This window comes from Tenacibaculum crassostreae, assembly GCF_964512405.1.
Lineage (GTDB): Bacteria > Bacteroidota > Bacteroidia > Flavobacteriales > Flavobacteriaceae > Polaribacter > Polaribacter crassostreae.
Map to the genome: position 1 here is coordinate 47661 of NZ_CAZELE010000003.1, position 26057 is coordinate 73717.

General features: G+C 32.8%; 30 protein-coding genes. 22 read left to right on the top strand and 8 right to left on the bottom strand.

From position 1 onward, the window contains the following. Window positions 1-5: 5 nt before the first annotated feature. Window positions 6-926: an ion channel gene (locus tag ACKTST_RS02430; protein WP_408046208.1), complete on the top strand. Its 921-nt coding sequence runs from the start codon at window positions 6-8 to the stop codon at window positions 924-926. Here ACKTST_RS02430 and ACKTST_RS02435 read toward each other — a convergent pair. After that, on the bottom strand, window positions 923-1138 hold the full coding sequence (locus tag ACKTST_RS02435) for a hypothetical protein (protein WP_408046209.1): 216 nt from the start codon (window positions 1136-1138) through the stop codon (window positions 923-925). The two genes, ACKTST_RS02430 and ACKTST_RS02435, sit on opposite strands and share 4 nt — an antisense overlap. A gap of 41 nt (window positions 1139-1179) precedes the next feature. On the opposite strand from ACKTST_RS02435, the gene ACKTST_RS02440 reads away from it, so the two are divergent. The 3 genes from ACKTST_RS02440 to ACKTST_RS02450 are packed head-to-tail and all read left to right on the top strand — an operon-like array spanning window position 1180 to window position 2985. After that, the gene (locus ACKTST_RS02440; RefSeq protein WP_408046210.1) at window positions 1180-1905 is read left to right on the top strand and encodes an SDR family NAD(P)-dependent oxidoreductase; all 726 of its coding nucleotides are present in this window, start codon (window positions 1180-1182) and stop codon (window positions 1903-1905) included. Next, entirely contained in the window at window positions 1905-2585 is a 681-nt protein-coding gene (locus ACKTST_RS02445; RefSeq protein WP_408046211.1) for an HAD family hydrolase, read from the top strand. Before ACKTST_RS02440 ends, ACKTST_RS02445 begins: the two co-directional genes overlap by 1 nt. A 13-nt stretch (window positions 2586-2598) precedes the next feature. Continuing rightward, window positions 2599-2985 (top strand): pyrophosphohydrolase domain-containing protein, encoded by a 387-nt coding sequence (locus ACKTST_RS02450; RefSeq protein ID WP_408046212.1) that lies wholly within the window; start codon window positions 2599-2601, stop codon window positions 2983-2985. 49 nt (window positions 2986-3034) lie between these two features. On the opposite strand, the gene ACKTST_RS02455 is transcribed toward ACKTST_RS02450, so the two are convergent. Together ACKTST_RS02455 and ACKTST_RS02460 are read right to left on the bottom strand one after the other, a co-directional pair. Continuing rightward, complete coding sequence (locus tag ACKTST_RS02455; protein WP_408046213.1) at window positions 3035-4006, bottom strand: TlpA family protein disulfide reductase; 972 nt, start codon at window positions 4004-4006, stop codon at window positions 3035-3037. 66 nt (window positions 4007-4072) lie between these two features. Beyond that, a complete protein-coding gene (locus ACKTST_RS02460; RefSeq protein ID WP_408046214.1) occupies window positions 4073-5122 on the bottom strand; it encodes a branched-chain amino acid aminotransferase in 1050 nt (349 codons plus the stop codon). A gap of 121 nt (window positions 5123-5243) precedes the next feature. Here ACKTST_RS02460 and ACKTST_RS02465 point away from each other — a divergent pair, with 121 nt between their 5' ends. From ACKTST_RS02465 to ACKTST_RS02475, 3 genes are all read left to right on the top strand, one after another. Further along, the gene (locus tag ACKTST_RS02465; RefSeq protein WP_408046215.1) at window positions 5244-5747 is read left to right on the top strand and encodes a DUF4920 domain-containing protein; all 504 of its coding nucleotides are present in this window, start codon (window positions 5244-5246) and stop codon (window positions 5745-5747) included. 12 nt (window positions 5748-5759) lie between these two features. After that, window positions 5760-6419 carry a tRNA (5-methylaminomethyl-2-thiouridine)(34)-methyltransferase MnmD gene (gene mnmD, locus ACKTST_RS02470; RefSeq protein ID WP_408046590.1) on the top strand — a complete coding sequence of 220 codons (660 nt, stop codon included), beginning with the start codon at window positions 5760-5762 and terminating at the stop codon, window positions 6417-6419. Between the two features lie 180 nt (window positions 6420-6599). Next, window positions 6600-7319 carry a tRNA1(Val) (adenine(37)-N6)-methyltransferase gene (locus ACKTST_RS02475; RefSeq protein ID WP_408046216.1) on the top strand — a complete coding sequence of 240 codons (720 nt, stop codon included), beginning with the start codon at window positions 6600-6602 and terminating at the stop codon, window positions 7317-7319. A 21-nt stretch (window positions 7320-7340) separates the two neighbouring features. Here the strand turns inward: ACKTST_RS02475 and ACKTST_RS02480 are convergent, their stop codons facing one another. Both ACKTST_RS02480 and ACKTST_RS02485 read right to left on the bottom strand, forming a co-directional pair. Next, window positions 7341-7811: a hypothetical protein gene (locus ACKTST_RS02480; RefSeq protein WP_408046217.1), complete on the bottom strand. Its 471-nt coding sequence runs from the start codon at window positions 7809-7811 to the stop codon at window positions 7341-7343. Window positions 7812-7932: 121 nt separating this feature from the next. Further along, window positions 7933-9303 (bottom strand): saccharopine dehydrogenase family protein, encoded by a 1371-nt coding sequence (locus tag ACKTST_RS02485; protein ID WP_408046218.1) that lies wholly within the window; start codon window positions 9301-9303, stop codon window positions 7933-7935. Between the two features lie 80 nt (window positions 9304-9383). Here ACKTST_RS02485 and ACKTST_RS02490 point away from each other — a divergent pair, with 80 nt between their 5' ends. The 3 genes from ACKTST_RS02490 (at window position 9384) to ade (ending at window position 13158) form a co-directional block, all read left to right on the top strand. Then, complete coding sequence (locus ACKTST_RS02490; RefSeq protein ID WP_408046219.1) at window positions 9384-9764, top strand: DUF423 domain-containing protein; 381 nt, start codon at window positions 9384-9386, stop codon at window positions 9762-9764. An 86-nt stretch (window positions 9765-9850) separates the two neighbouring features. Next, window positions 9851-11455 carry a phosphoenolpyruvate carboxykinase (ATP) gene (pckA, locus tag ACKTST_RS02495; RefSeq protein WP_408046220.1) on the top strand — a complete coding sequence of 535 codons (1605 nt, stop codon included), beginning with the start codon at window positions 9851-9853 and terminating at the stop codon, window positions 11453-11455. Between the two features lie 80 nt (window positions 11456-11535). Continuing rightward, window positions 11536-13158, top strand: coding sequence for an adenine deaminase (gene ade, locus ACKTST_RS02500; RefSeq protein ID WP_408046221.1), 1623 nt, complete (start codon window positions 11536-11538; stop codon window positions 13156-13158). Between the two features lie 60 nt (window positions 13159-13218). Here the strand turns inward: ade and ACKTST_RS02505 are convergent, their stop codons facing one another. Then, window positions 13219-13962 carry a Bax inhibitor-1/YccA family protein gene (locus tag ACKTST_RS02505; protein ID WP_408046222.1) on the bottom strand — a complete coding sequence of 248 codons (744 nt, stop codon included), beginning with the start codon at window positions 13960-13962 and terminating at the stop codon, window positions 13219-13221. A gap of 46 nt (window positions 13963-14008) precedes the next feature. Between ACKTST_RS02505 and ruvC the strand changes: the two genes are divergently transcribed. The 10 genes from ruvC (at window position 14009) to rlmN (ending at window position 22440) form a co-directional block, all read left to right on the top strand. Then, window positions 14009-14560, top strand: a complete 552-nt coding sequence (gene ruvC / locus ACKTST_RS02510) for a crossover junction endodeoxyribonuclease RuvC (protein WP_408046223.1) — start codon at window positions 14009-14011, stop codon at window positions 14558-14560. Window positions 14561-14566: 6 nt separating this feature from the next. Continuing rightward, window positions 14567-15754 (top strand): radical SAM family heme chaperone HemW, encoded by a 1188-nt coding sequence (gene hemW, locus ACKTST_RS02515; RefSeq protein WP_408046224.1) that lies wholly within the window; start codon window positions 14567-14569, stop codon window positions 15752-15754. 12 nt (window positions 15755-15766) lie between these two features. Continuing rightward, complete coding sequence (locus tag ACKTST_RS02520) at window positions 15767-16516, top strand: cyclase family protein (protein WP_408046225.1); 750 nt, start codon at window positions 15767-15769, stop codon at window positions 16514-16516. A 231-nt stretch (window positions 16517-16747) separates the two neighbouring features. Then, entirely contained in the window at window positions 16748-17959 is a 1212-nt protein-coding gene (locus tag ACKTST_RS02525) for an MFS transporter (RefSeq protein ID WP_408046226.1), read from the top strand. After that, complete coding sequence (locus ACKTST_RS02530; protein ID WP_408046227.1) at window positions 17956-18333, top strand: VOC family protein; 378 nt, start codon at window positions 17956-17958, stop codon at window positions 18331-18333. The genes ACKTST_RS02525 and ACKTST_RS02530 overlap by 4 nt, the downstream gene beginning before the upstream one ends. A 49-nt stretch (window positions 18334-18382) precedes the next feature. Then, window positions 18383-18709, top strand: a complete 327-nt coding sequence (locus ACKTST_RS02535; protein WP_408046228.1) for a nucleotide pyrophosphohydrolase — start codon at window positions 18383-18385, stop codon at window positions 18707-18709. Further along, complete coding sequence (locus ACKTST_RS02540) at window positions 18710-18958, top strand: hypothetical protein (protein WP_408046229.1); 249 nt, start codon at window positions 18710-18712, stop codon at window positions 18956-18958. 26 nt (window positions 18959-18984) lie between these two features. Beyond that, complete coding sequence (locus ACKTST_RS02545; protein ID WP_408046230.1) at window positions 18985-20214, top strand: 3-phosphoshikimate 1-carboxyvinyltransferase; 1230 nt, start codon at window positions 18985-18987, stop codon at window positions 20212-20214. A gap of 67 nt (window positions 20215-20281) precedes the next feature. Continuing rightward, on the top strand, window positions 20282-21331 hold the full coding sequence (gene queA, locus ACKTST_RS02550) for a tRNA preQ1(34) S-adenosylmethionine ribosyltransferase-isomerase QueA (protein ID WP_408046231.1): 1050 nt from the start codon (window positions 20282-20284) through the stop codon (window positions 21329-21331). Between the two features lie 68 nt (window positions 21332-21399). Further along, on the top strand, window positions 21400-22440 hold the full coding sequence (gene rlmN / locus ACKTST_RS02555; protein ID WP_408046232.1) for a 23S rRNA (adenine(2503)-C(2))-methyltransferase RlmN: 1041 nt from the start codon (window positions 21400-21402) through the stop codon (window positions 22438-22440). Here rlmN and ACKTST_RS02560 read toward each other — a convergent pair whose 3' ends face one another. Then, window positions 22441-22962 carry a hypothetical protein gene (locus ACKTST_RS02560; RefSeq protein ID WP_408046233.1) on the bottom strand — a complete coding sequence of 174 codons (522 nt, stop codon included), beginning with the start codon at window positions 22960-22962 and terminating at the stop codon, window positions 22441-22443. Between the two features lie 61 nt (window positions 22963-23023). Here ACKTST_RS02560 and ACKTST_RS02565 point away from each other — a divergent pair, with 61 nt between their 5' ends. Beyond that, window positions 23024-24001: a polyprenyl synthetase family protein gene (locus tag ACKTST_RS02565; RefSeq protein WP_408046234.1), complete on the top strand. Its 978-nt coding sequence runs from the start codon at window positions 23024-23026 to the stop codon at window positions 23999-24001. Continuing rightward, a complete protein-coding gene (locus ACKTST_RS02570) occupies window positions 23979-24368 on the top strand; it encodes a hypothetical protein (RefSeq protein ID WP_408046235.1) in 390 nt (129 codons plus the stop codon). The genes ACKTST_RS02565 and ACKTST_RS02570 overlap by 23 nt, the downstream gene beginning before the upstream one ends. A gap of 54 nt (window positions 24369-24422) precedes the next feature. Here the strand turns inward: ACKTST_RS02570 and groL are convergent, their stop codons facing one another. Then, on the bottom strand, window positions 24423-26057 hold the full coding sequence (groL, locus tag ACKTST_RS02575; protein WP_408046236.1) for a chaperonin GroEL: 1635 nt from the start codon (window positions 26055-26057) through the stop codon (window positions 24423-24425).

Consider the following 26057-nt stretch of genomic DNA (forward strand, 5'->3'; position numbering starts at 1 on the left):
ATACAATGGCAAAAAAAATTAAAGATCCAGGATTAGGATACAATTCCAAAAAGAATAGTAAAGGAATCGTTAATAAAGACGGAAGTTCAAATGTAATTCATGTAAATAAAAAGTTCAATCTAGACGATTTATATACCTTTTTTATTGAGCTAACCTGGTGGCAATTTTTTCTATTTGTTTTGTTAGGATATACCTTGTTAAATGTTGTATTCGGATTTGTATACATGGCAATAGGTATCGAGGAAATTACGCCATCAAAAGGAAATTTTTTAGATGATTTTTTAAACGGATTCTTTTTTAGTGCACAAACGTTAACAACCGTAGGATATGGAGGAATCGCACCACAAGGAATAACAGCCAATATGATAGCAGCTTTTGAAGCTATGATAGGTTTGTTAAGTTTTTCATTTATTACAGGGTTGTTGTACGGTCGATTCTCAAAAGCAAAGGCAGCTATTCATTTTAGTGATAATTTAATTTTGAGAGATTTTAAAGAACACAGAGCAATAATGTTTCGTTTGATGAATAGCAGAAAAACGGTTATGATTGAGCCTGAAATTACCGTTACACTATCAGTAAATGAAAAGAATAAAGATGGGGAATATAAAAGAGAATTTTATCGACTAAAATTAGAACGTGATAAAATAATGTACTTACCAACTGTTTGGACTATTGTGCATGAAATAGATAAGGAAAGTCCGCTTTTTAAATATACAAATACAGAAATTGAAAAGCTAGAAGCAGAGTTGTATGTGTTAATTCAGTATCACGAAGAATCTTTCGGACAAAAAGTATATCAAATTACTTCTTATAATTTCTCTCAGCTAAAAACGGAAGTTAAGTATAAATCGTCTTTTTCTTTTGATGAAGAAGGTTATATGATTTTAGATCATGATAAACTAAATGAAGTAGAAAAAATGGGTTAACCCTTTATTAAAAATTTAGATAAAAATAACAATCCTATAACTGCTAAAATTCCGATAGCCACATACAATGCTCCGTTTTGATAGTGTTTTTTGTTGTTTTTAGCATCTTTTTTATAGCTAAAAAACATCAGAGCAATAAAAGCGATTACAAATATACTTGCAAAAATAATTCTGCCAGTAGTAAACATTTTAGCAGCAATAAGCGTAAACATAATTTTTATATTTTTAAGCAAAGTTAAACAACAATTTTATAATGAAGAAAACTAAAACTGCTATTGTGTTTGGAGCTACCTCTGGGATAGGAAAAGCCTTAACCGAATTATTAATTAAAGACAATTATAAAGTTGCAGTAACGGGTCGTAGATTAGAAAAATTAGAAGGTCTTAAAGAAAAATTTCCAAATCAAATAGTGGTAAAACAGAATGATATTCAACAAGTAGATGAGGTAGAAAAAGTGTTTAATGAAATTGTTGAAGAGTTTGAAACAATAGATTTAATTATTCAATCATCAGGAGTTGGATTTGTAAATTCTGAACTTGCTTGGGACAAAGAAAATGAAACCATACAAACCAATGTGGTTGGAGTTACCAAACTGTACGATTTAGCATACAACCTATTTAGAAAGCAAAAATTTGGGCATTTAGTCGGAATTTCTTCTATCGCTTCTTTAAGAGGAAATAGAGCTGCTCCAGCGTATTTTGCTTCCAAAGCATATCAAAAAGCCTATTTAGAAAGCTTGTATATAAAAACAAAAACTGCTAAAAATGTATGTATAACAGATATACGCCCAGGTTTTGTTGATACAGCGATGGCATTAGGTGACGGTATTTTCTGGATGGTTCCGTTAGAAAAAGCAGCAAAACAAATTTACACAGCAGTAAAAAATAAAAGGAGAGTAGCGTATATATCAAAACGATGGAGACTCATTGCTTGGGTGTTAAAATTAGTGCCTTCTTGGATGTTAAAAATGGCGACATAATGAAAAAGAAAAATTTAATTGTTTTTGATATAGATGATACGCTTACAAAAAGCGAAAATCAACATCAAACAGCGTTTGTAGAAGCAATGGTTAGTTTAGGGATTTCTGATATAAATAAAGACTGGAAATCTTATAAAAATATGACAGATAGTTATATTCTAAAGAAAAACTATGAACGTAATTTTAATAAAGAGTTTGACTGTTCATTTATGTCAAAGTTTGAAGAAAAAATGACTGAACATTTACTGAGTTTACCTAAAACTTCGGAAATAAATGGCGCAGGCGAAGTTGTAAATTACTTTATGAGAAAAACAGATTATGCTATTTGCTTTGCTACAGGTTCGTTGTTAGAGCCAGCTTTAATAAAATTACAACAAGCTAATATCAATTTTATTCCTAATGTTGTTGAAACCGCAAGTAAATTTTATACAAGAGAAGAAATCGTAACTTCTGCAATGAATAAAGCGAAGAAATATTTCGGAGTAGAAAATTTTGACAATATTATTTCAGTTGGCGATGGGATTTGGGATTTGCGAACTGCTAAGAATTTAGGAATTCATTTTTTAGGAATCAGAAATAAGAATTTATCAGATTTCAAAGCAGAAGGAATTAAAAGTCATATTGAAGATTGGAATTCATTTGATTTTAATAAAGTACAAACAGAACTAGGAATTATATAAAGACAATAGAAAAATGAAGAACAAGATAAACGCAGTACACGAATTTCATACAGCATTTAAACTAAACGTTCAAAATGAACCCACTACATCAATCCCAGAAGAAAGAAAAGTGTTGAGGTATGAGTTAATGAAAGAAGAGAATGAAGAATATTTAGAAGCGGCTAAAAACAACGATTTAGTTGAGGTTGCTGATGCTTTAGGAGATATGTTATATATTTTATGCGGAACCATTATCGAACACGGTATGCAACATAAAATTGAAGAAGTTTTTAATGAAATTCAGCGAAGTAACATGAGCAAGTTAGGTGAAGATGGAAAGCCAATTTATAGAGAAGATGGTAAGGTGTTAAAAGGACCAAATTATTTTAAACCGAACATTAAAGAAATTTTAGATAAGTAACATAAAAAAAGCTCCTATTCAGGAGCTTTTTTTCATTTTATTTTCTTTCTTATTTACCCGTAATTCTTTCTAATTCCGAAGTAAGTGTGTTAACATTGTTAACCATTTTCATGATAATTCCGTTAGCATCAACAATTAAATGGGTTGGGTACTGTTTAACTTTCAGTTTTTTTGCCATATAATCTTTTTGCTCAGGAATCGTTGGGTATTTAAATTCTTTAGTTTCTAAGAACTTTACAAGCTCGTCTTTTTTATCAAAAGCTAAACTCACAAACTCAATCTTGTCGTCTTTATATTTATCTACTAACTCGTTTAACTGAGGAAACTCTTCTACGCAAACTTTACAAGTAATAAACCAACATTTAATAACTAGTAACTTTCCTTTTGTGTCTGCTTTGTTGTGCGCTTTTCCTTTTAAATCAACAAAATCATAGTTAGGAAGTTTTTTTCCTTCCATTTTAAAATATTGATGAGCGATAGCAGCTTTACTAATAATAGATTTTTTTATTTTTTCATCGGAAGAAGCGTCTATACTTGTAAGTTGGTATTGAGTTTTTCCATCTTTTTCAGATTTAACAGGAATATAAGCACCTGTACGTAATGAAATCAAGAAAATTCCTTTTTCCATAACTGCCCCCATATCGTCTAAAGGAATGAAAGTCGACATTAAATCGATATTTTCCTTTGTATAAGCATCCCAGTTTTCAAAACTTTTCTGAATATTATTCGCATCAACAGAAGTTGAAGTAGTAGATGTGTCTTCTACAGTTAATTCTTCTTTAGGAGTATCGTTGGTTTCTTCTTCAGTAGTGTTTTCATCCTCTGTAGAAGTGTCTTCAGGTATGTTTTCTTCTTCTTTAACTTCTGCAATAGGAGTTTGTGTTTCTTCTTGACTAGCAACCGTTTCATTAGTGGTTAAAACAGGTTCGTTCGAAGTTGGATTCGAGTAACTTGTTAAACCAAAAAATGAAATAGCAAAACCAATACCAATAGATAATAATGCTGATACAATATCTCTCATTTTGTTAAGATTTTCTTTAAAAAACTTGATTTTGAATTACTAATATAGCTTTTTTATACGAAATGATTATAATTTAACTCTCCAGTTGTGTTTGTCTTCCAGTTTGTTATACTGAATTCCTAATAGTTTTTCTTTAAAAAATGAAGCGTAAGAGTCGCTTATTTCTGGTAATTCAAAAGTGTCATTTTGATGTTTGAATCCTTTAATAGGATTGATTACCGCAGCTGTACCAGAACCAAACATTTCTTTTAACTCGCCTTTTTTAGCAGCTTCTTTTATTTCGGTTACCGATACTCTTCTAACTTCAATATCAATATTAAAATCTTTTGCAAGCTGAACGATTGATTTACGAGTAACCCCGTCTAAAATTCTATCGCTAGTAGGTGCAGTAACTAGTTTATCACCAATTCTAAAAAATACATTCATGGTACCCGCTTCTTCAAGAAATTCGTGAGTGCTGGCATCGGTCCAAACAATTTGTTGGTAACCTTCTTTGTGCGCTAAACTTGTTGGGTAAAATTGTGCTGCATAATTACCCGCTGCTTTTGCAAAACCAACTCCACCATCAGCAGAACGACTGTATTTTTCAGCGAAAATAACACGTACTTCACCTGCATAATACGACTGAGCAGGCGAACATATAATGATAAATTTATATTCTTCGGCAGGAGAAGCAGAAATAGCTCCTTCAGAGGCTATAATAAACGGACGAATGTATAATGAATTTCCTTCTCCTTTTTTTATCCAAGCATTATCAACTTCTAATAATTTTTTTAATCCTTCGAAAAATACATCTTCAGGAACAGTAGGCATTGCTAAACGTTCTCCAGATTTGTTAATTCTGTTGAAGTTTTCATCTGGGCGAAATAAAAAAACATCGTCGTTATCATCCTTATAGGCTTTCATTCCTTCAAAAACAGCTTGTCCGTAATGAAAAACTCTTGCCGAAGGCTCGAACAACATTGGTCCGTAAGGCATAATTTTAGGAGTTTTCCATTCGCCATTAGCAAAATCACAAACTAGCATATGGTCGGTAAAAATACGACCGAAAGCAAGGTTATTAAAGTCTACTGTATTTAATTTTGAATCTTGTATAAGTTCAATGTCAATATTCATTGTGTTGTTGTTTTTAGAAGTGCTACGAAGATACAAAAACTAGTGGGATAATTAGGGTTAAATAAGCTGGCTTTGGTATTTATGGTTATCTTTGTTGTATGTTAAATTTAATCTTTTGAAAATGAAAAGAATACTAGTTTTTGTAGTGTCGGTAAGTTTATTTGCAACTTCTTGTAAAACTGAAAAGAAAGAAGCTGTTAAGAAAGAAGTTCAAACTCAAAAAACAGCATATGCTTCTTTTGGAGAAGAAATTACTGATGTTGAGGTAATTTCAGCAGATGAAATGCGAACTAAATTTGAAAATTTAACTGCTGGCGATACAGTAACAGTTAAGTTTGCATCAACAATTAATGAAGTGTGCAAGAAGAAAGGGTGTTGGATGAAGTTAGATTTAGGAAACGAAACAGAATCAATGGTGCGTTTTAAAGATTACGGATTTTTCATGCCTTTAGACAGTGATAAAAAAGAAGTGATTGTTGAAGGAAAAGCCTTTATTAATGAAACTCCTGTTGAAGAGTTACGTCACTATGCAGAAGATGCTGGAAAATCGAAAGAAGAAATCGAGCAAATTACGGAATCTAAAAAAGAGTATACTTTTATTGCACACGGAGTATTAATGAAGTAATTCTGCACGACTATCAAACGAGAAATAATCATAACTTCCGACGGTTCAACTACCATTCATCTCCCTGAATGGAACGAACAATACCACTCTAAACATGGTGCTATACAAGAAGCCTATCACGTATTTATTAAGAACGGATTAAAGTATGTTGATGGTAAAACCGCATCTATTTTAGAGATTGGTTTTGGTACTGGGCTTAATTGTTTTATAACTTTACTAGAAGCTGATAAAAGTATTGATTATGTTGGGGTAGAAGCCTATCCAGTAGCTAAGGCAGAAGTGGAAAAATTAAATTATGTTGTTGAATTAGAGGCTGAGAACAAGCAAAACTTGTTTGACAAAATTCATGAAGTTTCTTGGGAAGAAAAGCACGAAATAACTTCTAATTTTTCATTAACAAAACGCAAACAATTTTTCTCAGAAATAACAGATAAGAATTGTTTCGATTTGATTTATTTCGATGCTTTTGGCGCAAGAGTTCAACCTGATTTATGGACAGAAGACATTTTTAAAATTATGTTTGACGCGTTAAAAGTAGATGGAGTTTTAGTTACATATTCGGCAAAAGGAAGTGTGCGACGTGCTATGCAATCGGTAGGATTTGAGGTGGAACGTTTACCTGGTCCTCCAGGAAAGAGAGAAATGTTACGAGCAACGAAACTTGCTAAGTAATATTCAGTATAGCTAAAAGCTAAGAATTCAAAAAAAATAAAATAGTAAATGGAGTTTAAAAGACGTTTTGGTAATAGAAAAAAAGGAAATCCGAAAAAAGGATTGTTCTTGGTTGTTTTGCTAATTATTGTGCTGTATTTGTTTTTTAATGCAGAAAGTATCTTAGAAAGATTTCTATAAATGAAGCCATTTCAGTTTAAAGAATTTACGGTGCATCAAGATAAAACAGCGATGAAAGTTGGTACTGATGGTGTTTTGTTAGGCGCTTGGTGTGATTTAGGAGAATACCCTGATACTTTGTTAGATGTGGGTTCTGGTACAGGGGTTATTGCTTTGATGTTAGCGCAGCGCAGTGATGCAATGACTGTTGATGCGGTTGAGATTGATGAAAATGCCTATGAGCAAACCGTTGAAAACTTTGAGCAATCCGATTGGGGTGATCGATTGTTTTGTTATAATGCTTCTTTTGTAGAATTTGCTGAAGAAATGGCAGAGGAGGAAGAAGAGTACGATGTGATTGTATCTAATCCACCGTTTTATACCGATGCCTTTGAGTCGAACGATGAAGCTCGTAACAAAGCACGATTTACTTCTTCATTGTCTTTTAAAGAATTGTTAGAAGGCGTAAGTAAAATCTTAGCTAAAAACGGAAAATTCTCTACTATCATTCCGTTTAAAGAAGAAGAAACTTTTATTGAGTTAGCTAAAAGTTATCAGTTATATCCAAACAGAATTTGTAGAGTTAAAGGAACACCTACTACTGAGATTAAGCGTATTTTGTTGGAGTTTTCTTTTACTAAAACTTCACTTCAAGAAGAAGAATTAATTATTGAAACAAAAAGGCACCAGTATACTGATGTCTATATTAATCTTACCAAAGATTTTTATTTAAAGATGTAAAGTCTTGCTAGATAATTATTGTTAATTCGTATTGATAGTTGTGTCAATCTGTTTTTGTAAAATATTTATTTCTTCCTGAGTGCCTATACCTTTCATTTCAATTGTTTCACCATTTTTTTTGTGAATCACTAGTAGGGAGTCTTTATTAGGAGTTACTCCTGATCTTATTATAGAGTTGAGAAGAAAAATCGTGAATGAGAATTTACTAGGAATAAATAGAATGTTACTTATTTCAGAGTGTCGAATATATTTTTTTGAGGCTGATATTTTAAGAAGGTTTGAATGTGATATTTCAATACCTCTGCTATCATATTTTATTGTATACACCTCGTCTTTTACAAGTAAATAAAAAGAAACAATAAATAAAGAGATGCCATAAATACTAGGGTTTTCATTAAAATTTATAATTAGATAAATAGAAATGATTAAGCCTATGGTTCTAATAATTACTCTTTTTATTGAGTCTTCTCTGATTTCAGTTTTTTTATTCATAGCATTGCACGAAGAAGATGTTTGTTCTCTAATTGGTAAGTTTTATAAGTTAAAATGAGGATATTACTAGAAAAAAATGTAACATCCTCATAATTATATTATAATAAAGGTTTAATATAATTTATCCCTTCACACTTTCAGGGTTATATCCTAAATACGGTACTTCCTTTTCAATAAAATTAATTCCGTAGTCTTCTAATTCTTTTAAAATTGGCTCGTACACTTCTTTGTTAATAGGTAATTGTACACCAGGAGTGGTAATTTCTCCATTTAAAATACGAACAGTTGCCATAGCTACTGGTAAACCAACGGTTTTAGCCATCGCAGTAAAAGTTTGGTCATCACCATTAATAACCATACTACTTTCTATTTGATGTTTTTCTTCTTTGTATTGATAACCAAAAATATGATGCATTACAATCATATCTTTATCGTCTTTTTCTAAGGTCCAAGAATCCATCAATATTTTTTGTAAGATTTGAGCAGGAGTAGCATTTTTCAACCCTACTTTTTTGTTCGGATTAAAAATGTCTAACTCAACAAATTTGTCCCACATCAAATCATCTTGGTCTATTTTTAAGTACGAACGGAATTTCAATTCAACCGAATCAGACGGAGAATATGCCAAGAAAAGATTGGTAAAATCGCGGTAGCTCATGTTTTCAGAATCTTCAATAGTATAGGTGTCGTCTGTCATTCCTAGTTGAACAAAAACATTCCAAGCACGAGAAAAACCAACTTTTCTAATGGTTCCTCGGTACATAGTGTCAATATCTTCTAAACCGTAAATACTGCGATATTTTAAAGAATCACGGTTTGCGTAGGCTTCAAATTTACCACTACCGTTAATAGTTAAAAACTCAGTTCTTCTAAATAATTTATGATACGGAATGTATTTATACGTTCCTTCTTGTATAAACATTGAAGCACCACCTTGACCCGCTAATACTACATTTCTTGGATTCCAAGTGAATTTGTAGTTCCATAAATTCGTATCGCTTTCAGGAGCAACCAATCCGCCACAAAAAGATTCAAACAACAACATTTTTCCACCTTGATCTTTAATTCTGTCAATAATTTGCATTGCACTCATGTGGTCAATGCCTGGGTCTAAACCAATCTCATTCATAAACACCAGTCCTTTAGCTTTAGCTTGTTCGTCTAAAGCTTTCATTTCATTTGAAATATAAGAAGCAGTAACCATGTGTTTACCATAAGAAATACAATCTTTCGCTACTTCAATATGAAAACTAGCAGGCAACATTGAAATAACAATGTCAGCTTTTTGAATTGCGCTGGCGCGTTCATCAGCATTAAAAACATCTAATTGAATAGCCGAAGCGTTTGTATGATTGTTAACTTTTGATTGTGCGCTTTCTAACGAAACATCACCAATTGTTATATGTAAGTTCTCTTGCGAAGATTTATCTAATAAATATTTTATAAGTGAAGAGCTCGATCTACCAGCACCAATAATCAATATATTTCTCATTTATAATGTATTTTTGTGTCTATTAAATTTCAGGCGACAATATCGCTAAAAAAGTTTAAATTTAAACAAAAATCAATTAAATGTATAAAAATTTAACAATAACAGCAGTTTTAGGAGCAATAGCTGTGATTTTAGGAGCCTTTGGGGCACATGCTTTAAAAGCAAAATTAACTCCAGAAGCCTTAGAGAGTTTTCAAACTGCTGTACGATATCAGTTTATACATGTATTGTTATTGTTGTTTGTAAATATGTTTTCAGAACTAACAATAAAAGAGAAAAATCGCATCAGTTATTTTTTAATAACAGGTATTTTAATGTTTTCAGGTTCTATTTATTTAATTTATTTGGTGCAAGTACCAGTAAAGTCTATTTGGTTTTTAACTCCGTTAGGAGGTGTGCTCTTAATAGTGGGATGGAGCTTGTTAGTGTATAGTTTTCTTAAAAGAATTGTTAAAAATTAAACGGGATAAAATCTTTTAATGCAGCAGCAGTTTAATCAAAAAGAACTATTTTTGTCCAAAATTAAACACAACTAAAATCTTTTAAGATGACAAATCTTGATACGAAAACGATATCGTTAGATAACTTAGGCATAAAAGACGCTACGGTTCGTTATCAATTAACTTCAGACGAGTTACACGACATCACTATTGAAAAGGGACAAGGAAAAGAATCAAGTTTCGGAGCTTTAGCTGTTAATACAGGTGAGTTTACAGGTCGTTCTCCTATGGATCGTTTTATCGTTAAAGACGATATTACAAAAGACGAAATTTGGTGGGGAAATATTAACATTCCTTTCGATTCAGAAAAATTTGACAAATTATACGATAAAGTAACGAACTACTTATCAAACAAAGAGGTATTTGTGCGTGATAGCTACGCATGTGCAGATGAAGATTATAAATTAAATATTCGTGTTGTAAACGAATATCCTTGGAGTAACATGTTTGCTTATAACATGTTTTTACGCCCAACTGCTGAAAAATTAAAAACGTTTTCACCAGAATGGACAGTAATTAATGCTCCAGGTTTTATGGCAGATCCAGAAGTTGATGGAACACGCCAACATAACTTCGCAATCTTAAACTTTGGTAAAAAGATAGCTTTAATCGGTGGAACAGGATATACTGGAGAAATTAAAAAAGGAATTTTCTCTGCGTTAAACTTTATCTTACCAGTATTTAAAAAAACCCTACCAATGCACTGTTCTGCAAACGTTGGTAAAGAGGGTGATACTGCTATTTTCTTCGGATTATCAGGTACAGGTAAAACTACCTTATCTACCGACCCAAATCGTAGTTTAATTGGTGATGACGAGCATGGTTGGACTGCTGAAAACACAATCTTCAATTTTGAAGGAGGGTGTTACGCTAAAGTAATCGACTTATCACAAGAAAAAGAACCAGAAATCTACGGAGCAATTAAAAGAGGAGCAATCCTTGAAAATATTGTAATGGATGCTGATGGAAATGTAGATTTTGCGGATACTTCAATTACGCAAAATACACGTGTAAGTTATCCAATTTATCATATTGATAATATTCAAACACCATCAATTGGTAAAAATCCTAAGAATATTTTCTTCTTAACTGCAGATGCTTTTGGGGTATTGCCTCCAATTTCAAAATTAACTCCAGGTCAAGCAGCTTATCACTTTATTTCTGGGTATACTGCGAAAGTTGCAGGAACTGAAGCAGGAGTAACTGAACCACAACCAAGTTTTTCAGCGTGTTTTGGTGCACCATTTATGCCATTACACCCAACGCGTTATGCAGAAATGTTAAGTGAGAAAATGAAAGAAACGGGTGTGAATGTTTGGTTGGTAAACACAGGTTGGACAGCAGGTCCTTACGGAGTTGGTCATAGAATGAAATTAAAATATACGCGTGCTATGATTAATGCAGCGTTAAATGGCGAGTTAGGAAGTTCTCCTGAAGATTTCAGAATTCACTCTGTATTTGGTTTAGCACAACCAAGAACGTGTCCAGGTGTTCCAGATGATTTATTAAGTCAACGTAAAGCTTGGAATAACGATGAGGAATACTATAAAACAGCACATAAATTAGCAGATTCTTTTAGAAATAACTTTAAAAAGTTTGAAGAGTATGCAAATGAAGAAATTTTAGCAGGTGGACCTCCATCAGCAGAATAATAAAAATTGAAAGCATCCGAAAGGATGCTTTTTTTATGGGGAAATACTACCTATTTTAGCAGTTGTTAATACCAAACCATATGAAAGTACAAGGAAATATAGTTGATATAGAAAATAAGCGAATTTTTAAAGGAGAAGTTGAAGTAGCCAATGGAAAAATTGTAGCTGTTAATGAAACAACTCATTCTGTTGAAAACTATATTTTACCAGGTTTTGTAGATGCGCATATTCATATTGAAAGTTCAATGTTGGTGCCTTCAGAATTTGCCAAAATAGCGGTTACTCACGGTACGGTGGCAACAGTTTCTGATCCGCATGAAATAGCAAACGTGTTAGGAGTAAAAGGTGTAGAGTTTATGATTGAAAACGGAAAAAAAGTTCCGTTAAAATTCAATTTTGGAGCACCTTCTTGTGTGCCAGCAACTTCTTTTGAAAGCGCAGGAGCTGTAATCGATTCTGATGATATCAAAAAAATGATGGAAAATCCAGATATTAAATATTTGGCTGAAATGATGAATTACCCTGGAGTTATTTATCAAGATGAAGAAGTGTTGAAGAAAATAGCTTGGGCAAAACATTACAATAAACCTGTAGATGGTCATGCCCCTGGAGTGAGAGGTGAAGATTTAGATACATATATTGCTGCAGGTATTTATACCGATCATGAATGTTTTACTTATGAAGAAGCCTTAGAAAAACTGCAAAAGGGAATGAAGGTAATCGTTCGTGAAGGTAGTGCTGCTAAAAACTTTGAAGCGTTGATAGGTTTGCTTCCAGAACACTATGAGAACATGATGTTTTGCTCAGATGACAAACATCCAGATGATTTGTTAGTAGGTCATTTAAATCAACTTTGCGAAAGAGCGGTAGCTAAAGGAATTGATGTTTTTAAAGTATTGCAAGCGGCTTGTATAAATCCTGTAAAACATTATAATTTAGATGTAGGTTTATTAAAAGAAGGAGATGAAGCTGATTTTATTGTAGTAGAAAATTTAGAAAAATTCAAGGTTTTACAAACCTATATTAATGGAGAGTTAGTTGCAGAAAAAGGAAACTCGTTTGTAAAGCATGCAGATTTTGAAGTATTAAATAATTTTGATACAGATAAAAAACAGATAAGTGATTTTGAGTTTCATTCTGCATCAGAAAAAATTAGAGTAATTGAGGCTTTAGATGGAGAATTAGTTACCAATGAAATTGAAGTAGGTTCCTTGATTAAAGATGGAAACTTGGTTTCAAATACTGAAAATGATGTGTTAAAAATGACGGTGGTCAACCGTTATAAAAATGCAGAACCATCTAAAGCCTTTATCAAAAACTTTGGATTAAAAGAAGGAGCTATTGCAAGTTCTGTAGGACACGATTCACATAATATCATTGCTGTTGGAGTTTCAGATGAAGCAATTTGTAAAGCAGTAAACTTGTTAATTGAAAACAAAGGCGGAATTTGTGCTGTGTCTAATACAGACGAAAAAGTGGTTGCTTTACCTGTTGCAGGAATTATGAGCGACAAACCAGCAGAAGAAATAGGGAAAGCTTATGCTGAATTAGATACAATGGCAAAAAATATGGGAAGCTCACTAAAAGCTCCGTATATGACATTGTCTTTTATGGCGTTATTGGTAATTCCGTCGTTAAAATTATCAGACAAAGGATTGTTTAATGGAAGTACATTTCAGTTTACTTCATTAGAGATTAAATAAAGTGTCATTCCCGAGAAATCGGAATCCATACAGAATAAAAGATTGGCTATCGCCCTGCGATTAAAACCGTATTGTTAATTTTTTAAGTAATCGTAACACTTCTACATATAACCAAATTAAGGTAATTAATAGTCCCCAAGTAGCTATCCATTCACGTTCTTTTGGATATCGTCCTACTTGTTTGTCGATATAGTAAAAGTCAAGTAGTAAACTGAAGGAAGCTACGATTGCTGCCACCACGTTAAAGCCAATAGCAAACCAAGAAGTTCCCCATAAATACGGAACATCAATGTTTAAAAACCATAAAATCCAACCGATAAAGTAGAATATAAAAATACTAGCAGTGGCAGTAATAATAATCGTTCTAAATTCTTTGGTAACTCTAATAAGTTTCCATTTATAGAGTAAAAACATTACAAAAAAAGTCACAATAGTAACTCCAATTGCTTGAAAAGGAAGGTTAGGAAAACGTTGATGCGCTATCGCACTAATACCTCCCAAGAAAAAACCTTTTGCTAAAGAATAAATTGGTAATAAATATTTTGCAGCACTATGTTTAAAAGAAATGAATAAGCTACAAATTATGGCAACAAACATTCCGACAGCTGTGTGCCATTTGGTATTTACGCCACTAAAAAACAAATGCCATGTATAGCTAGCGGTTAGTACGACTAAACTTAGAATTAGAAGCGATTTTAAAAGAATTCCTCCAATAGACATTTTTGCTTTTGAAAAATAGTTAGGTTTCTTCCAAAAATACCGATTAAAAGCTGGGTTAGATGTTCGTAAACCAAATACGCTCATAAACAATTTAAATGATTAGTTTTGTGTTTGTACAAAGTACGAAAATTTGAAGACAGAAAAAATCATATTAGGTATTGACCCAGGTACTACTATCATGGGATTTGGGATTATTAGAGTAATAGGAAAAAAGATGGAGTTTGTTCAAATGAACGAATTATTGCTAAAAAAATATGAAGACCCATACCTAAAACTCAAAATTATTTTTGAACGAACTATTGAGCTAATCGATACCTACAATCCTGATGAAATCGCTTTAGAGGCTCCGTTCTATGGAAAAAACGTGCAGTCAATGTTAAAATTAGGAAGAGCTCAGGGAGTTGCTATGGCAGCAGGATTATCGCGTCAAATTCCTGTAACAGAATATGCGCCTAAGAAGATTAAAATGGCAATTACTGGTAAAGGAACTTCAAGTAAAGAACAAGTAGCTTTAATGTTAAAGTCTTTGTTGAACCTAAAAGAACTTCCGAAGAATTTAGATGCAACTGATGGTTTAGCGGCGGCGGTTTGTCATTATTACAATTCAGGAACCAAAATAGGAGGGAAGAATTATACCGGTTGGGCAGCATTTGTAAAACAAAATCCTAAAAAGGTTAATTAGTAAGTTTTGGCTGGAATTTACCTACATATCCCGTTTTGCAAGCAAGCATGCTACTATTGCGATTTTCACTTTTCAACTTCATTAAAAAAGAAGGAGGAGTTGGTTTTTTGTTTGAAAAAAGAGCTTGAATTACGAAAAGAAGAGTTGCGATATGAAGAGATTGAAACTATTTATTTTGGAGGAGGCACACCAAGTTTACTTTCTATAAATGAGATAGACCAAATATTAGGTGCAATTTATAAGAATTATCAGGTGGTTAAGAATCCTGAAATAACTTTAGAAGCAAATCCAGATGATTTAACAGAAACCAAAATTTTAGAGTTAGCAAAATCACCGATAAACAGATTAAGTATCGGAATTCAATCTTTTTTTGAAGAAGATTTACAGTTAATGAATCGCGCTCATAATGCACAAGAAGCAAAAGAATGCTTATCTATGGCGATTCGCCATTTTGATAATATTACGATTGATTTAATTTACGGAATTCCGAATATGAGTAATGAACGATGGAGAGAAAATTTACAAATTGCTTTTGATTTCGGAATCAATCATATTTCATCGTATGCACTTACTGTTGAACCAAAAACAGCATTAGATTCTTTTATCAAGCAAGGAAAATATCCTGATGTTGATGAAACTGTAGCTAAAGAGCATTTTGATATTCTGGTATCTGAAACTGAGAAAAACGGATTTGTTCATTATGAAATATCCAATTTTGGGAAATCCAATTATTTTTCGAAGCATAACACAAGTTATTGGTTAGGAAAAAAATACATAGGTATTGGTCCGTCTGCACATTCGTTCAATAAAACACACCGTAGTTGGAATGTAGCTAACAACGCAAAATATATCAAAGCTCTTAAAGAGGGAAAACTACCTTTAGAACAGGAAAAACTCACTAAGAAAGATAGGTTTAATGAATATTTAATGACAGGATTAAGAACCATTTTTGGAGTGTCTTTACATCAGGTTGAAAGCGATTTTGGTTTAGAATTTAAAGAAACTCTTCTTCAAAACGCAGAGCGATTTATCAAAGAAGGACTCCTTGTCATTGCGAATGAAATGAGGCAATCTGATGTGGAGAAAGAGATTACTTCGTCAAGAATTCTTCGTAATGACAATCTTGTGCTAAAAACAACCGCCAAAGGAAAGTTCTTAGCAGACGGATTGGCTTCAGAGCTATTTATTATTTAAGTATATTTGAATATGATTGCTACTATAGAATATAACTCAAAAAAATACAAAATTGATTTATCAAATCCACTTGATATTTCAATAGCTATTGATACTTCCAAAGAAAATATTAATGCTTGGTATGTTGAAGACCCTAAAATTTTTCCAGTTTCTGATGGTGACTGGACGGGAAGCGTACAAGAAGGAGCAGATGTAAACTTCAACAATATACAATTCAATCCGCATTCGCATATTACGCATACCGAATGTGTTGGTCATATTACTGAAGAAGTACATTCGATCAATAAATATTTAGAGAGTTTTTTCTTTTTAGCTCAGGTAATAACTATTGCGCCTGAGCAATTAGAAAACAAAGATTTTGTGATTTCTAAAAAACAGCTGCAGTATGCTCTAGGAAATAAAAAAAGAGATGCTGTGGTAATTAGAACCATCCCGAATTTGTCTGAGAAAAAATCAATGCGATATTCACATACAAATCCGCCTTATTTGTTAGAAGAAGCTGCGGAATTTCTTAAAGAAAAAGGAATTGACCATTTATTAATTGATTTACCTTCGGTAGATAAAGAAAAAGATGAAGGAAAATTATTAGCACACAATGCTTTTTGGAATACAAAAGGGAAAATTAGGATGCAAGCGACCATAACAGAATTTATTTTTGTACCGAATACAGTAAAAGACGGAGCTTATTTTTTAAATCTAATGATTGCCCCTTTTGAAAATGACGCTACACCAAGTAAACCTACACTTTATGAAATAATTTAATATTTTTTTAGTGTGTATTTATTTTTTTACTAGTTTTACAATTCAATAATTAAGAAAATGACAATTTTTAATACATATAAGCAATGTAAATCGACTGTGAGACACAGATCGGATCGGGCTATACATGTATTATAATTATGTTTATATAAAATATTATAATGATAAAAAGTCCGGCTGAAAAGTCGGACTTTTTATTTTTATATCAACCATCAACCACTAAAACCAAACCACATGAAAAAACTCTATTTTAATTATTTAAATACCTTTAAAGGGCTCTCAAACGAAGTTTGGTGGCTTGCATTAATTACGTTAATCAACAGAGCAGGAACGATGGTAATTCCTTTTTTATCATTGTATTTAACTAAAAGTTTAAATTTTAGTTTAAAAGATGTGGGGTGGATTATGACTTGCTTCGGATTAGGATCGGTAGTTGGTTCTTGGTTAGGAGGAAAGTTAACCGATAAAATAGGCTTTTATAAAGTAATGAAGGTGAGTTTGTTTTTAACAGGATTACTTTTTATTGCATTACAATTTGTAAATACATTTTTAGGTTTTTGTATTGGTATTTTTTTGGTGATGTTAGTGGCAGATACGTTTAGACCCGCAATGTTTGTTGCATTAAACTCTTACAGTAAGCCAGAAAACAAAACACGTTCGGTTACCTTAATTCGTTTAGCTATAAACTTAGGGTTTTCTGCAGGACCAGCTGTAGGAGGATTAATAATAACATCACTTGATTATAGCGGATTGTTTTGGGTAGATGGTGTTACCTGTATTTTAGCAACCTTATTATTGGTAAATGTATTGCATCCTAAAAAGGCAAAAGTTTTAGATGAAATAAAAGTTGAAAACCCTACATCAATATTTTCTGATAGCGCTTTTTGGGTATTTTTTGTTGGAATGTTTGTCTTCGGATTTATTTTCTTGCAATATTTTTCAACAATTCCGCTGTATTATAAAGATGTTCATCACTTAACAGAATTAGAAATAGGGTTAATAATGGGAATGAACGGGTTCTTAATTTTCTTGTTAGAAATGCCTTTGATAAAGTGGTTAGAAGAAAGTAAATACACAAAAGAGCTGTTAATGTTTTTAGGGTTGTTATTAACTGGATTGAGTTTTGTAGTCATTAATTTAACGGGTTGGGTAGGAATTTTAATTGTTGGAATGTTGCTAATGACCATTGGCGAAATGATTGCTTTTCCTTTTTCAAATGCTTTTGTAATGGAACGAGCTAAAAAAGGAAATCAAGGAGAATATATGGCGTATTACAGTATAGCCTTTTCAATGTCACATATTTTTGGACATAACTCAGGAATGCAGCTAATTGATAATATCGGTTTTGATAATACTTGGAATGTTATGATATTCCTATCAATAATCGGATTACTGTTTTTATTGATGTTGATGAGGATTATTAAAAAAGAAAAAGTAGTAGCATGAATTTAAATCAAGTAACTATTCCTTCAATTGATGTAGTAGCGTCAGTTGAATTTTATAAAAAACTAGGCTTGCATCTTATTGTAGATGCAAGTCCTAGATATGTGCGTTTTGAAGTTCCTGATGGCGATGCTACATTTTCTATTCATCAAGTTGAAGAATTGCCTAACGAAAATGGAATTACCTTATATTTTGAAGATGATAACTTGGATGAGTTGGTTGAGAAATTGCAAGAGAAAGGAATAGAGTTTACGCAGTTACCAAAAGACCAGACTTGGTTGTGGCGAGAAGCTCATTTGATAGATCCCGATGGAAATAAACTTATTTTATTTAAAGCAGGTGAACATAGAAAAAATCCGCCTTGGCGAATTAATTAGCAATAAGAAATTTTATATTTGAAACTTTATATAAAAGAAAACAAGCAACATGAATATTCAAGATGCACAAAAGCAAGTAGACGAGTGGATTAAAAATCACGGAGTTCGTTATTTTAACGAGCTTACCAATATGGCACAATTAACAGAAGAAGTAGGTGAAGTAGCTCGAATTATTGCACGTCGTTATGGTGAGCAAAGCGAAAAAGAAAGTGATAAGAACAAAGATTTAGGAGAAGAATTAGCGGATGTGATGTTTGTGGTGTTGTGTTTAGCAAATCAAACTGGGGTAAACTTACAAGAAGCGTTTGATAAAAAGCTAGATTTAAAAACAAAACGCGATCACGATCGTCATCATAATAATAAAAAATTACAATAAATGAGTCTTTTTAGCAAAATGAAAACACGAAGCTACTGGGTTAATTTTAGTAAAGTAGCAATTCCTTTCTTTTTAATTTTTGTAGTTATTTCTTTGCTTTGGAATAGTGGTGGAGCTATATTTTCTGGTAATTTCGATATGGTAAACGAAGTAAACTTCAGTAATGGAAAATGGAAGCCTTTTTTTGGAAGTAAACTTATCGGTAGTGTAATTTATGGTATTTGGATGACGAGTAAGAATACTAAATAATAAACCTTGAAAAGAGCTAGTGATTAATGAATTTACAACTTAGCACAAACACGCATAAAATTTCATCTGAAATAACCATTTCAGGATCTAAAAGTGAATCAAATCGATTGTTGATTTTACAGCAATTATATCCAAGTTTACAAATTGAAAACTTATCAGATTCTGATGATACGCACCATTTACAAGAAGCATTATCATCAGATAGTGATGTAGCAGATATTGGTCATGCTGGTACGGCTATGCGTTTTTTAACCGCTTTTTTTGCAACACAAGAAGGAGTAACAAAAGTGTTGCAAGGTTCAGAACGTATGCACAATCGCCCAATTAAAATTTTGGTTGATGGGCTTCGTGATTTAGGAGCAGAAATAGAGTATCTTGAAAAAGATGGATATCCACCATTAAAAATTAAAGGGAATAAACTTACAAAAAGTATAGTATCTATCAACGGGAATGTAAGCAGTCAGTATATTTCTGCATTGATGTTAATTGCACCTAGTTTACAAAACGGATTAGAACTTGAGTTAGTTGGTGAAATTACCTCTGTTCCATATATCAATATGACGTTGCAGTTGTTACATCAACTAGAAATTGAAGCCAATTTTATTAGACAAACCATAAAAATTGAACCAAAACCAGTCGTAAAAGAGCAAACTATTGTTGTAGAGTCAGATTGGAGTTCGGCTTCTTATTTTTACTCAATTATAGCGTTGAGCGAAATAGGTTCTTCTGTAAAATTATCAGCGTATAAAAAAGATAGTTTACAAGGAGACAGTTGTTTGGTTGAAATTTATAAACATTTTGGAGTAAGTACAGTTTTTGAAGAAAATTCAATACTTCTTACAAAAGAAAAAGAACATAATTCAGCATTGTTAGAGCAAGATTTAAAAAATGCTCCAGATATCGCTCAAACCATTGCAGTAACTTGCTTCGGGTTGGGAATTGCTTGTGATTTATCAGGTTTGCATACACTAAAAATAAAAGAAACAGATCGCTTAGAAGCACTTCGAGAAGAACTCACCAACTTAGGAGCAGTTATTTCGGTAACTAACGAAAGTTTACACTTGAAAGCTTCCGAAGAAATTAAAGAAAATATTCAAATAGCTACCTATAACGACCATCGAATGGCAATGGCATTTGCACCTTTAGCTTTAAAAGTTCCGATTGAAATTTTAGATGCTGAAGTGGTAACCAAATCTTACAGAAACTTCTGGAAAGACATGAGTAGTATAGGTATAAAAATTGTAGAGGTAAAATAAAACGACAATCACTTGACAACCCCTGTTTTGATATTGTATATTTGCCTCCGTTAAGAAAACTTTACAAATGAAATTATCAAATTTTGATTTTGACTTGCCAAAAGAATTATTGGCAGAATATCCTTCAGAGCACAGAGATGAAGCACGTTTAATGGTCTTGCACCGTGATACTCAAAAAATTGAGCATAAGTTGTTTAGAGACTTAATCGATTATTTTGATGAAGGAGATGTGATGATGTTAAACAATACGAAAGTATTTCCTGCTCGTATGTACGGAAATAAAGAAAAAACAGGAGCTCGCATCGAAGTATTCTTATTACGTGAATTAAATGCTGAAAATCGTTTGTGGGATGTATTAGTAGATCCGGCAAGAAAAATTAGAATTGGAAATAAATTATTCTTTGGAGATGATGATAGTTTAGTAGCAGAGGTAATTGATAATACTACTTCTCGTGGTAGAACGTTACGTTTCTTATTTGATGGTTCTTACGAAGAATTCAGACAAAAATTAATCGATTTAGGAGAAACTCCATTGCCAAAATATATCAAACGTGAGGTAGAGCCAGAAGACGAAGAGCGTTACCAAACTATTTTTGCAAAGCACGAAGGTGCAGTGGCGGCTCCAACAGCAGGTTTACACTTCTCTAAGCACTTAATGAAGCGTTTAGAAATTAAAGGGGTTGATTTTGCAGAAACAACTTTACATGTTGGTTTAGGAACATTCAATCCTGTTGAAGTAGAAGATTTATCTAAGCACAAAATGGATTCTGAGCAAATCATTATTCCTCAAACAAGTGCAGATATTGTTAACAAAGCAATTCAAGATAAGAGAAGAGTTTGTGCTATTGGTACAACAGTTATGAGAACTATAGAGTCTTCTGTGTCTTCAAGCAAACAATTAAACGCATACGAAGGGTGGACAAACAAATTTATCTTCCCTCCTTACGATTTTAGTATTGCTAACTCAATGGTAACGAATTTCCATACGCCAAAATCAACTTTATTAATGATGGTTTCAGCTTTTGCAGGTCATGATTTTATGATGGAAGCTTACCAAGAAGCAATTAAAGAAAAATATAAATTTTACTCGTACGGAGATGCGATGTTAATTTTATAAAACAACTTTTATAATCATTAGCAAAACCTCACAAGCTACTTGTGAGGTTTTGTGTATTTTTGTACCTGATGACAGTGAAGAAAAAAGACATACGCGCATTAACCAAAGAACAACTTCGTGATTTTTTCGTAGAAAATGGCGATAAAGCCTTTCGTGGAAATCAGGTGTATGAATGGTTGTGGCATAAAGCAGCGCATTCGTTTGATGATATGACCAGTTTATCAAAAGTAACACGTCAAATGTTAGATGATAATTTTGTGATAAACCATATTGAAGTAGATGCGATGCAACGTAGTAATGATGGTACCATAAAAAATGCAATCAAATTACATGATGGATTAATCGTAGAGTCTGTTTTAATCCCTACAGAAACTCGTACAACTGCCTGTGTTTCGAGTCAAGTAGGATGTAGTTTAGATTGTAAATTTTGTGCAACTGCTCGTTTAAAGCGCATGCGTAATTTAAATGCGGATGAAATTTACGATCAAGTGGTTGCTATTGATAAGCAAAGTAGGTTATATCACAACCATAAACTGTCAAACATTGTGTTTATGGGAATGGGAGAGCCACTTATGAACTATAATAATGTTATCAAAGCCATTGATAAAATTACTTCGGATGAAGGTTTAGGAATGGCAGCTCGTAGAATTACTTTGTCTACATCAGGAGTCCCTAAAATGATAAAAAAAATGGCAGATGATGAAGTACGTTTTAACTTAGCAGTTTCATTGCATTCAGCGATTGATGAGGTGCGAACATCTATCATGCCATTCAATGCGACTTTTCCGTTAAAAGATTTAAAAGAATCTTTAGAATATTGGTACGAAAAAACCAAACGAAAAGTTACTTACGAATATGTTGTTTGGAATGGAATTAACGACCGAAAAGAAGACATAGATGCGTTAGTTCAGTTTTGTAAAGTTATTCCGTGTAAAGTCAATCTAATAGAATACAATCCAATAGACGACGGAGAGTTTCAACAAGCTTCAGAAAGAGCTTTGAATAATTATATTTCTAATTTAGAAATGCACGATATTGTGGTAAATGTGCGTCGTTCAAGAGGAAAAGATATTGATGCTGCTTGTGGGCAATTAGCTAATAAGAGTTAGTTAATTAACCTTTCTTTTTAAAACAGCTTTTTGTACGACAGAAATTGGGTAACCGTATACAAAAGGAATTTCTTCTGTTCCTTTACCAGTTGTAGTTTTGTTTTTGGTAGCTGTAAATAAGATTTCAAATTCTAGTTGATTTTCTGAAAAAGCTAAACGAGAACTTAAAAAATTACCTTGCACTTCAAAAAAACTGTATAATGTGTTGTTAGCTAGTTTTGAAGGAAGAATAATTCCGTTATTTTCATCAATTTCATAAATTCCTTTTGCGCTGTCTTTTACTAGTAGCGTATAATTTCTAGGTTGACCGTTATAAACTAATTTATAATCAAATTTGTGAACAGAATCTGTTTTTACCATATGAAATTCCATAGGAATTTCTTGCTTTCCTCTTGGAGAATGAATCTGCAAAGTTCCTTTATAAATACCTAAGAAATCATTTGGAAAAGTGGTGGTTTTTTCTTGAGCAGTGCTGATGAAAACTAAAAGGAAAAGATTACAGAATAAGAAAAGCTTTTTCATTTGAATAATTGTTTTTTCAAAGATACCAAATCTTAATTTATTTCTTACTTTTGATTACTGAATGAAGCCTGTAGAACAAATAAAACTTCCGATAGCAAAAGAAATGGAACTCTTTGAAACCAAGTTCAAAGATTCGATGTTATCTAAAGTTCCGTTATTAAATCGAATTACCTATTACATAGTTAGAAGGAAAGGGAAACAAATGCGACCAATGTTCGTGTTTTTGGTAGCAAAAATGGTTTCTAATGGTGGATTTGACGAGCGTACCTATCGTGGAGCTTCTGTTGTAGAGTTGATTCATACAGCAACCTTAGTGCACGATGATGTGGTAGATGACAGTAATCGTCGTCGTGGTTTCTTCTCAATTAATGCGCTTTGGAAGAATAAAATAGCCGTTTTAGTTGGGGATTTTTTATTGTCAAAAGGATTGTTGCTTTCTATTGATAATGAAGATTTTGATTTGTTAAAATTGATTTCGATTGCGGTTAGAGAAATGAGTGAAGGAGAGTTATTGCAGATTGAAAAAGCTCGTAAATTGGATATTACAGAAGAAGTATATTTTGAAATTATCCGTCAAAAAACAGCAACGTTAATAGCGGCTTGTTGTGGTATTGGTGCAGCCTCGGTAGGGGCAAATAATGAAACCGTTCAGCAAATGAGAAAATTCGGTGAATATATTGGAATTGCTTTCCAAATTAAAGATGACTTATTTGACTACACCGAAGATAAAATAGGAAAACCAACGGGGATTGATATTAAAGAACAGAAGATGACACTTCCGTTAATTCATACCTTAAATACCTGCTCTCCAAAAGAAAAAGCGTGGTTAATAAATTCGGTTAAAAAACACAATAAAGACAAAAAACGCGTTAAAGAAGTAATAGCTTTTGTAAAAGATAATGGCGGTTTGGAATATACTACTACTAAAATGCACGATTATAAAAATAAAGCATTAGCAATTCTTGATAATTACCCAGATTCAGATTATAAGAATTCACTACTTCAAATGATTGATTATGTGGTGGAAAGGAAAATTTAATTACTTAGTTGTTCTAGTAGTCTTTTTTTCTTGTTTGAAAGAAAAAAGATATGAAGATTTTAATGAAAAAGATTTTTACGAAGTACAAGGAATTATAACTAAAGTTTATCAAACACCTTCTGTTTTTGACTCATCTTATAATAAGTTAATGGATTATACTTATGCAGTTAATGATTCAGTATTTTTAAATGGTAGTGAAAAAGAATTTTATAAAGCTTGGAATGTAGGAGATCCCATTATTGTTTTAGTGCATAAAAATGATTGCAAAATAAATTTTTATGCTAGAGATGGATTGTCAAAAAATGTGACAGATGAACAAATTAGACAGCTTAGTCTTGTTTTAGATATTGAATTGAATAAAAACTAAAAACCTCGAGAATATCTCGAGGTTTTTTTAATATTTAGGTGTCGAGTTTCTCGACTACATCATTCCTGGCATTCCACCACCCATTGGAGGCATTCCACCACCTGGGTTATCTTCTTTAATATCTACCAAAGCACATTCGGTAGTTAAGATCATACCTGCAACAGAAGCAGCATTTTCTAATGCTACACGAGTTACTTTTTTAGGATCGATAATACCAGCTTCTAACATATCTACATAGGCTTCAGACTTTGCATCGTACCCAAAATCTTTATCACCTTCTAAAACTTTATTGATAACTACTGATCCTTCTCCACCAGCATTTTCAACGATAGTTCTTAATGGAGACTCAATCGCTTTGTTTACGATTTGAATACCTGTAGTTTCGTCTAAATTATCAGTAGTAATAGCTTCTAATACTTTTTTAGCACGTACTAAAGCAACACCACCACCAGCAACGATACCTTCCTCTACAGCAGCACGAGTTGCGTGTAAAGCATCGTCAACACGGTCTTTCTTTTCTTTCATTTCTACTTCAGAAGCAGCACCAACGTATAATACAGCAACACCACCAGCCAACTTCGCTAAACGCTCTTGTAATTTTTCACGATCATAATCAGAAGTAGTAGTTTCAATTTGCGCTTTAATTTGGTTTACACGCGCTTTAATTTGTGTTTCGTCACCAGAACCGTTAACAATTGTAGTATTATCTTTATCAATAGTTACTGTTTCAGCAGTTCCTAATAAATCTAACGTAGCGTTTTCTAAAGAGAAACCTCTTTCTTCAGAAATTACAGTTCCCCCAGTTAAAATAGCGATGTCTTCTAACATTGCTTTACGACGATCACCAAATCCTGGAGCTTTAACCGCTGCGATTTTTAATCCACCACGTAATTTGTTCACTACTAAGGTAGCTAATGCTTGTCCGTCAACATCTTCAGCGATGATTAATAAAGGACGACCTGATTGAGCTACTGGCTCAAGAATTGGTAAAATTTCTTGTAAGTTAGAAATCTTTTTGTCGAATAATAAAATGTACGGATTTTCTAAATCTGCAATCATTTTATCAGCATCAGTTACGAAGTATGGAGATAAATATCCACGGTCGAACTGCATTCCTTCAACAACATCTACATACGTATCAGTTCCTTTAGCTTCTTCAACAGTAATAACTCCTTCTTTTCCTACTTTACCAAAAGCAGTTGCGATTAATTCACCAATAGTGTTATCGTTATTTGCAGAAATTGAAGCTACTTGTTGAATTTTTTCAGAAGAATCTCCAACCTCTTTAGCTTGCTTAGCTAAATCTTCAGTAATTGCAGCAACAGCTTTATCGATACCACGCTTTAAATCCATCGGATTTGCACCTGCAGCAACGTTTTTTAATCCTTCTTTTACAATTGCTTGAGCTAATACAGTTGCGGTAGTAGTACCGTCACCTGCTAAATCGTTAGTTTTAGAAGCTACTTCTTTTACCATTTGAGCTCCCATGTTTTCTAACTCGTCTTCTAACTCTACTTCTTTAGCTACAGAAACCCCGTCTTTAGTTACGTGAGGAGCTCCGAACGATTTTGAGATAATTACGTTACGTCCTTTAGGACCTAAAGTTACTTTTACTGCGTTTGCTAATGCATCAACTCCACGTTTTAACCCTTCGCGAGCATCTACATCAAATTTTATATCTTTTGCCAT

What these genes read in the sequence shown, in the direction of transcription:
- ACKTST_RS02490 (WP_408046219.1), top strand. Translation starts at nt 9,384, where the DNA reads ATGTATAAAAATTTAACAATAACAGCAGTTTTAGGAGCAATAGCTGTG.
- ACKTST_RS02465 (WP_408046215.1), top strand. Translation starts at nt 5,244, where the DNA reads ATGAAAAGAATACTAGTTTTTGTAGTGTCGGTAAGTTTATTTGCAACT.
- ACKTST_RS02460 (WP_408046214.1), bottom strand. Translation starts at nt 5,122, where the DNA reads ATGAATATTGACATTGAACTTATACAAGATTCAAAATTAAATACAGTA.
- ACKTST_RS02560 (WP_408046233.1), bottom strand. Translation starts at nt 22,962, where the DNA reads ATGAAAAAGCTTTTCTTATTCTGTAATCTTTTCCTTTTAGTTTTCATC.
- ACKTST_RS02535 (WP_408046228.1), top strand. Translation starts at nt 18,383, where the DNA reads ATGAATATTCAAGATGCACAAAAGCAAGTAGACGAGTGGATTAAAAAT.
- groL (WP_408046236.1), bottom strand. Translation starts at nt 26,057, where the DNA reads ATGGCAAAAGATATAAAATTTGATGTAGATGCTCGCGAAGGGTTAAAA.
- ACKTST_RS02455 (WP_408046213.1), bottom strand. Translation starts at nt 4,006, where the DNA reads ATGAGAGATATTGTATCAGCATTATTATCTATTGGTATTGGTTTTGCT.
- ACKTST_RS02440 (WP_408046210.1), top strand. Translation starts at nt 1,180, where the DNA reads ATGAAGAAAACTAAAACTGCTATTGTGTTTGGAGCTACCTCTGGGATA.
- ACKTST_RS02505 (WP_408046222.1), bottom strand. Translation starts at nt 13,962, where the DNA reads ATGAGCGTATTTGGTTTACGAACATCTAACCCAGCTTTTAATCGGTAT.
- ACKTST_RS02430 (WP_408046208.1), top strand. Translation starts at nt 6, where the DNA reads ATGGCAAAAAAAATTAAAGATCCAGGATTAGGATACAATTCCAAAAAG.
- ACKTST_RS02475 (WP_408046216.1), top strand. Translation starts at nt 6,600, where the DNA reads ATGAAGCCATTTCAGTTTAAAGAATTTACGGTGCATCAAGATAAAACA.
- ACKTST_RS02530 (WP_408046227.1), top strand. Translation starts at nt 17,956, where the DNA reads ATGAATTTAAATCAAGTAACTATTCCTTCAATTGATGTAGTAGCGTCA.
- ACKTST_RS02485 (WP_408046218.1), bottom strand. Translation starts at nt 9,303, where the DNA reads ATGAGAAATATATTGATTATTGGTGCTGGTAGATCGAGCTCTTCACTT.
- pckA (WP_408046220.1), top strand. Translation starts at nt 9,851, where the DNA reads ATGACAAATCTTGATACGAAAACGATATCGTTAGATAACTTAGGCATA.
- ACKTST_RS02480 (WP_408046217.1), bottom strand. Translation starts at nt 7,811, where the DNA reads ATGAATAAAAAAACTGAAATCAGAGAAGACTCAATAAAAAGAGTAATT.
- ACKTST_RS02570 (WP_408046235.1), top strand. Translation starts at nt 23,979, where the DNA reads ATGTGGTGGAAAGGAAAATTTAATTACTTAGTTGTTCTAGTAGTCTTT.
- ACKTST_RS02445 (WP_408046211.1), top strand. Translation starts at nt 1,905, where the DNA reads ATGAAAAAGAAAAATTTAATTGTTTTTGATATAGATGATACGCTTACA.
- ACKTST_RS02450 (WP_408046212.1), top strand. Translation starts at nt 2,599, where the DNA reads ATGAAGAACAAGATAAACGCAGTACACGAATTTCATACAGCATTTAAA.
- ACKTST_RS02520 (WP_408046225.1), top strand. Translation starts at nt 15,767, where the DNA reads ATGATTGCTACTATAGAATATAACTCAAAAAAATACAAAATTGATTTA.
- queA (WP_408046231.1), top strand. Translation starts at nt 20,282, where the DNA reads ATGAAATTATCAAATTTTGATTTTGACTTGCCAAAAGAATTATTGGCA.
- ACKTST_RS02525 (WP_408046226.1), top strand. Translation starts at nt 16,748, where the DNA reads ATGAAAAAACTCTATTTTAATTATTTAAATACCTTTAAAGGGCTCTCA.
- ACKTST_RS02435 (WP_408046209.1), bottom strand. Translation starts at nt 1,138, where the DNA reads ATGTTTACGCTTATTGCTGCTAAAATGTTTACTACTGGCAGAATTATT.
- rlmN (WP_408046232.1), top strand. Translation starts at nt 21,400, where the DNA reads ATGACAGTGAAGAAAAAAGACATACGCGCATTAACCAAAGAACAACTT.
- ade (WP_408046221.1), top strand. Translation starts at nt 11,536, where the DNA reads ATGAAAGTACAAGGAAATATAGTTGATATAGAAAATAAGCGAATTTTT.
- ACKTST_RS02545 (WP_408046230.1), top strand. Translation starts at nt 18,985, where the DNA reads ATGAATTTACAACTTAGCACAAACACGCATAAAATTTCATCTGAAATA.
- ACKTST_RS02540 (WP_408046229.1), top strand. Translation starts at nt 18,710, where the DNA reads ATGAGTCTTTTTAGCAAAATGAAAACACGAAGCTACTGGGTTAATTTT.
- ACKTST_RS02565 (WP_408046234.1), top strand. Translation starts at nt 23,024, where the DNA reads ATGAAGCCTGTAGAACAAATAAAACTTCCGATAGCAAAAGAAATGGAA.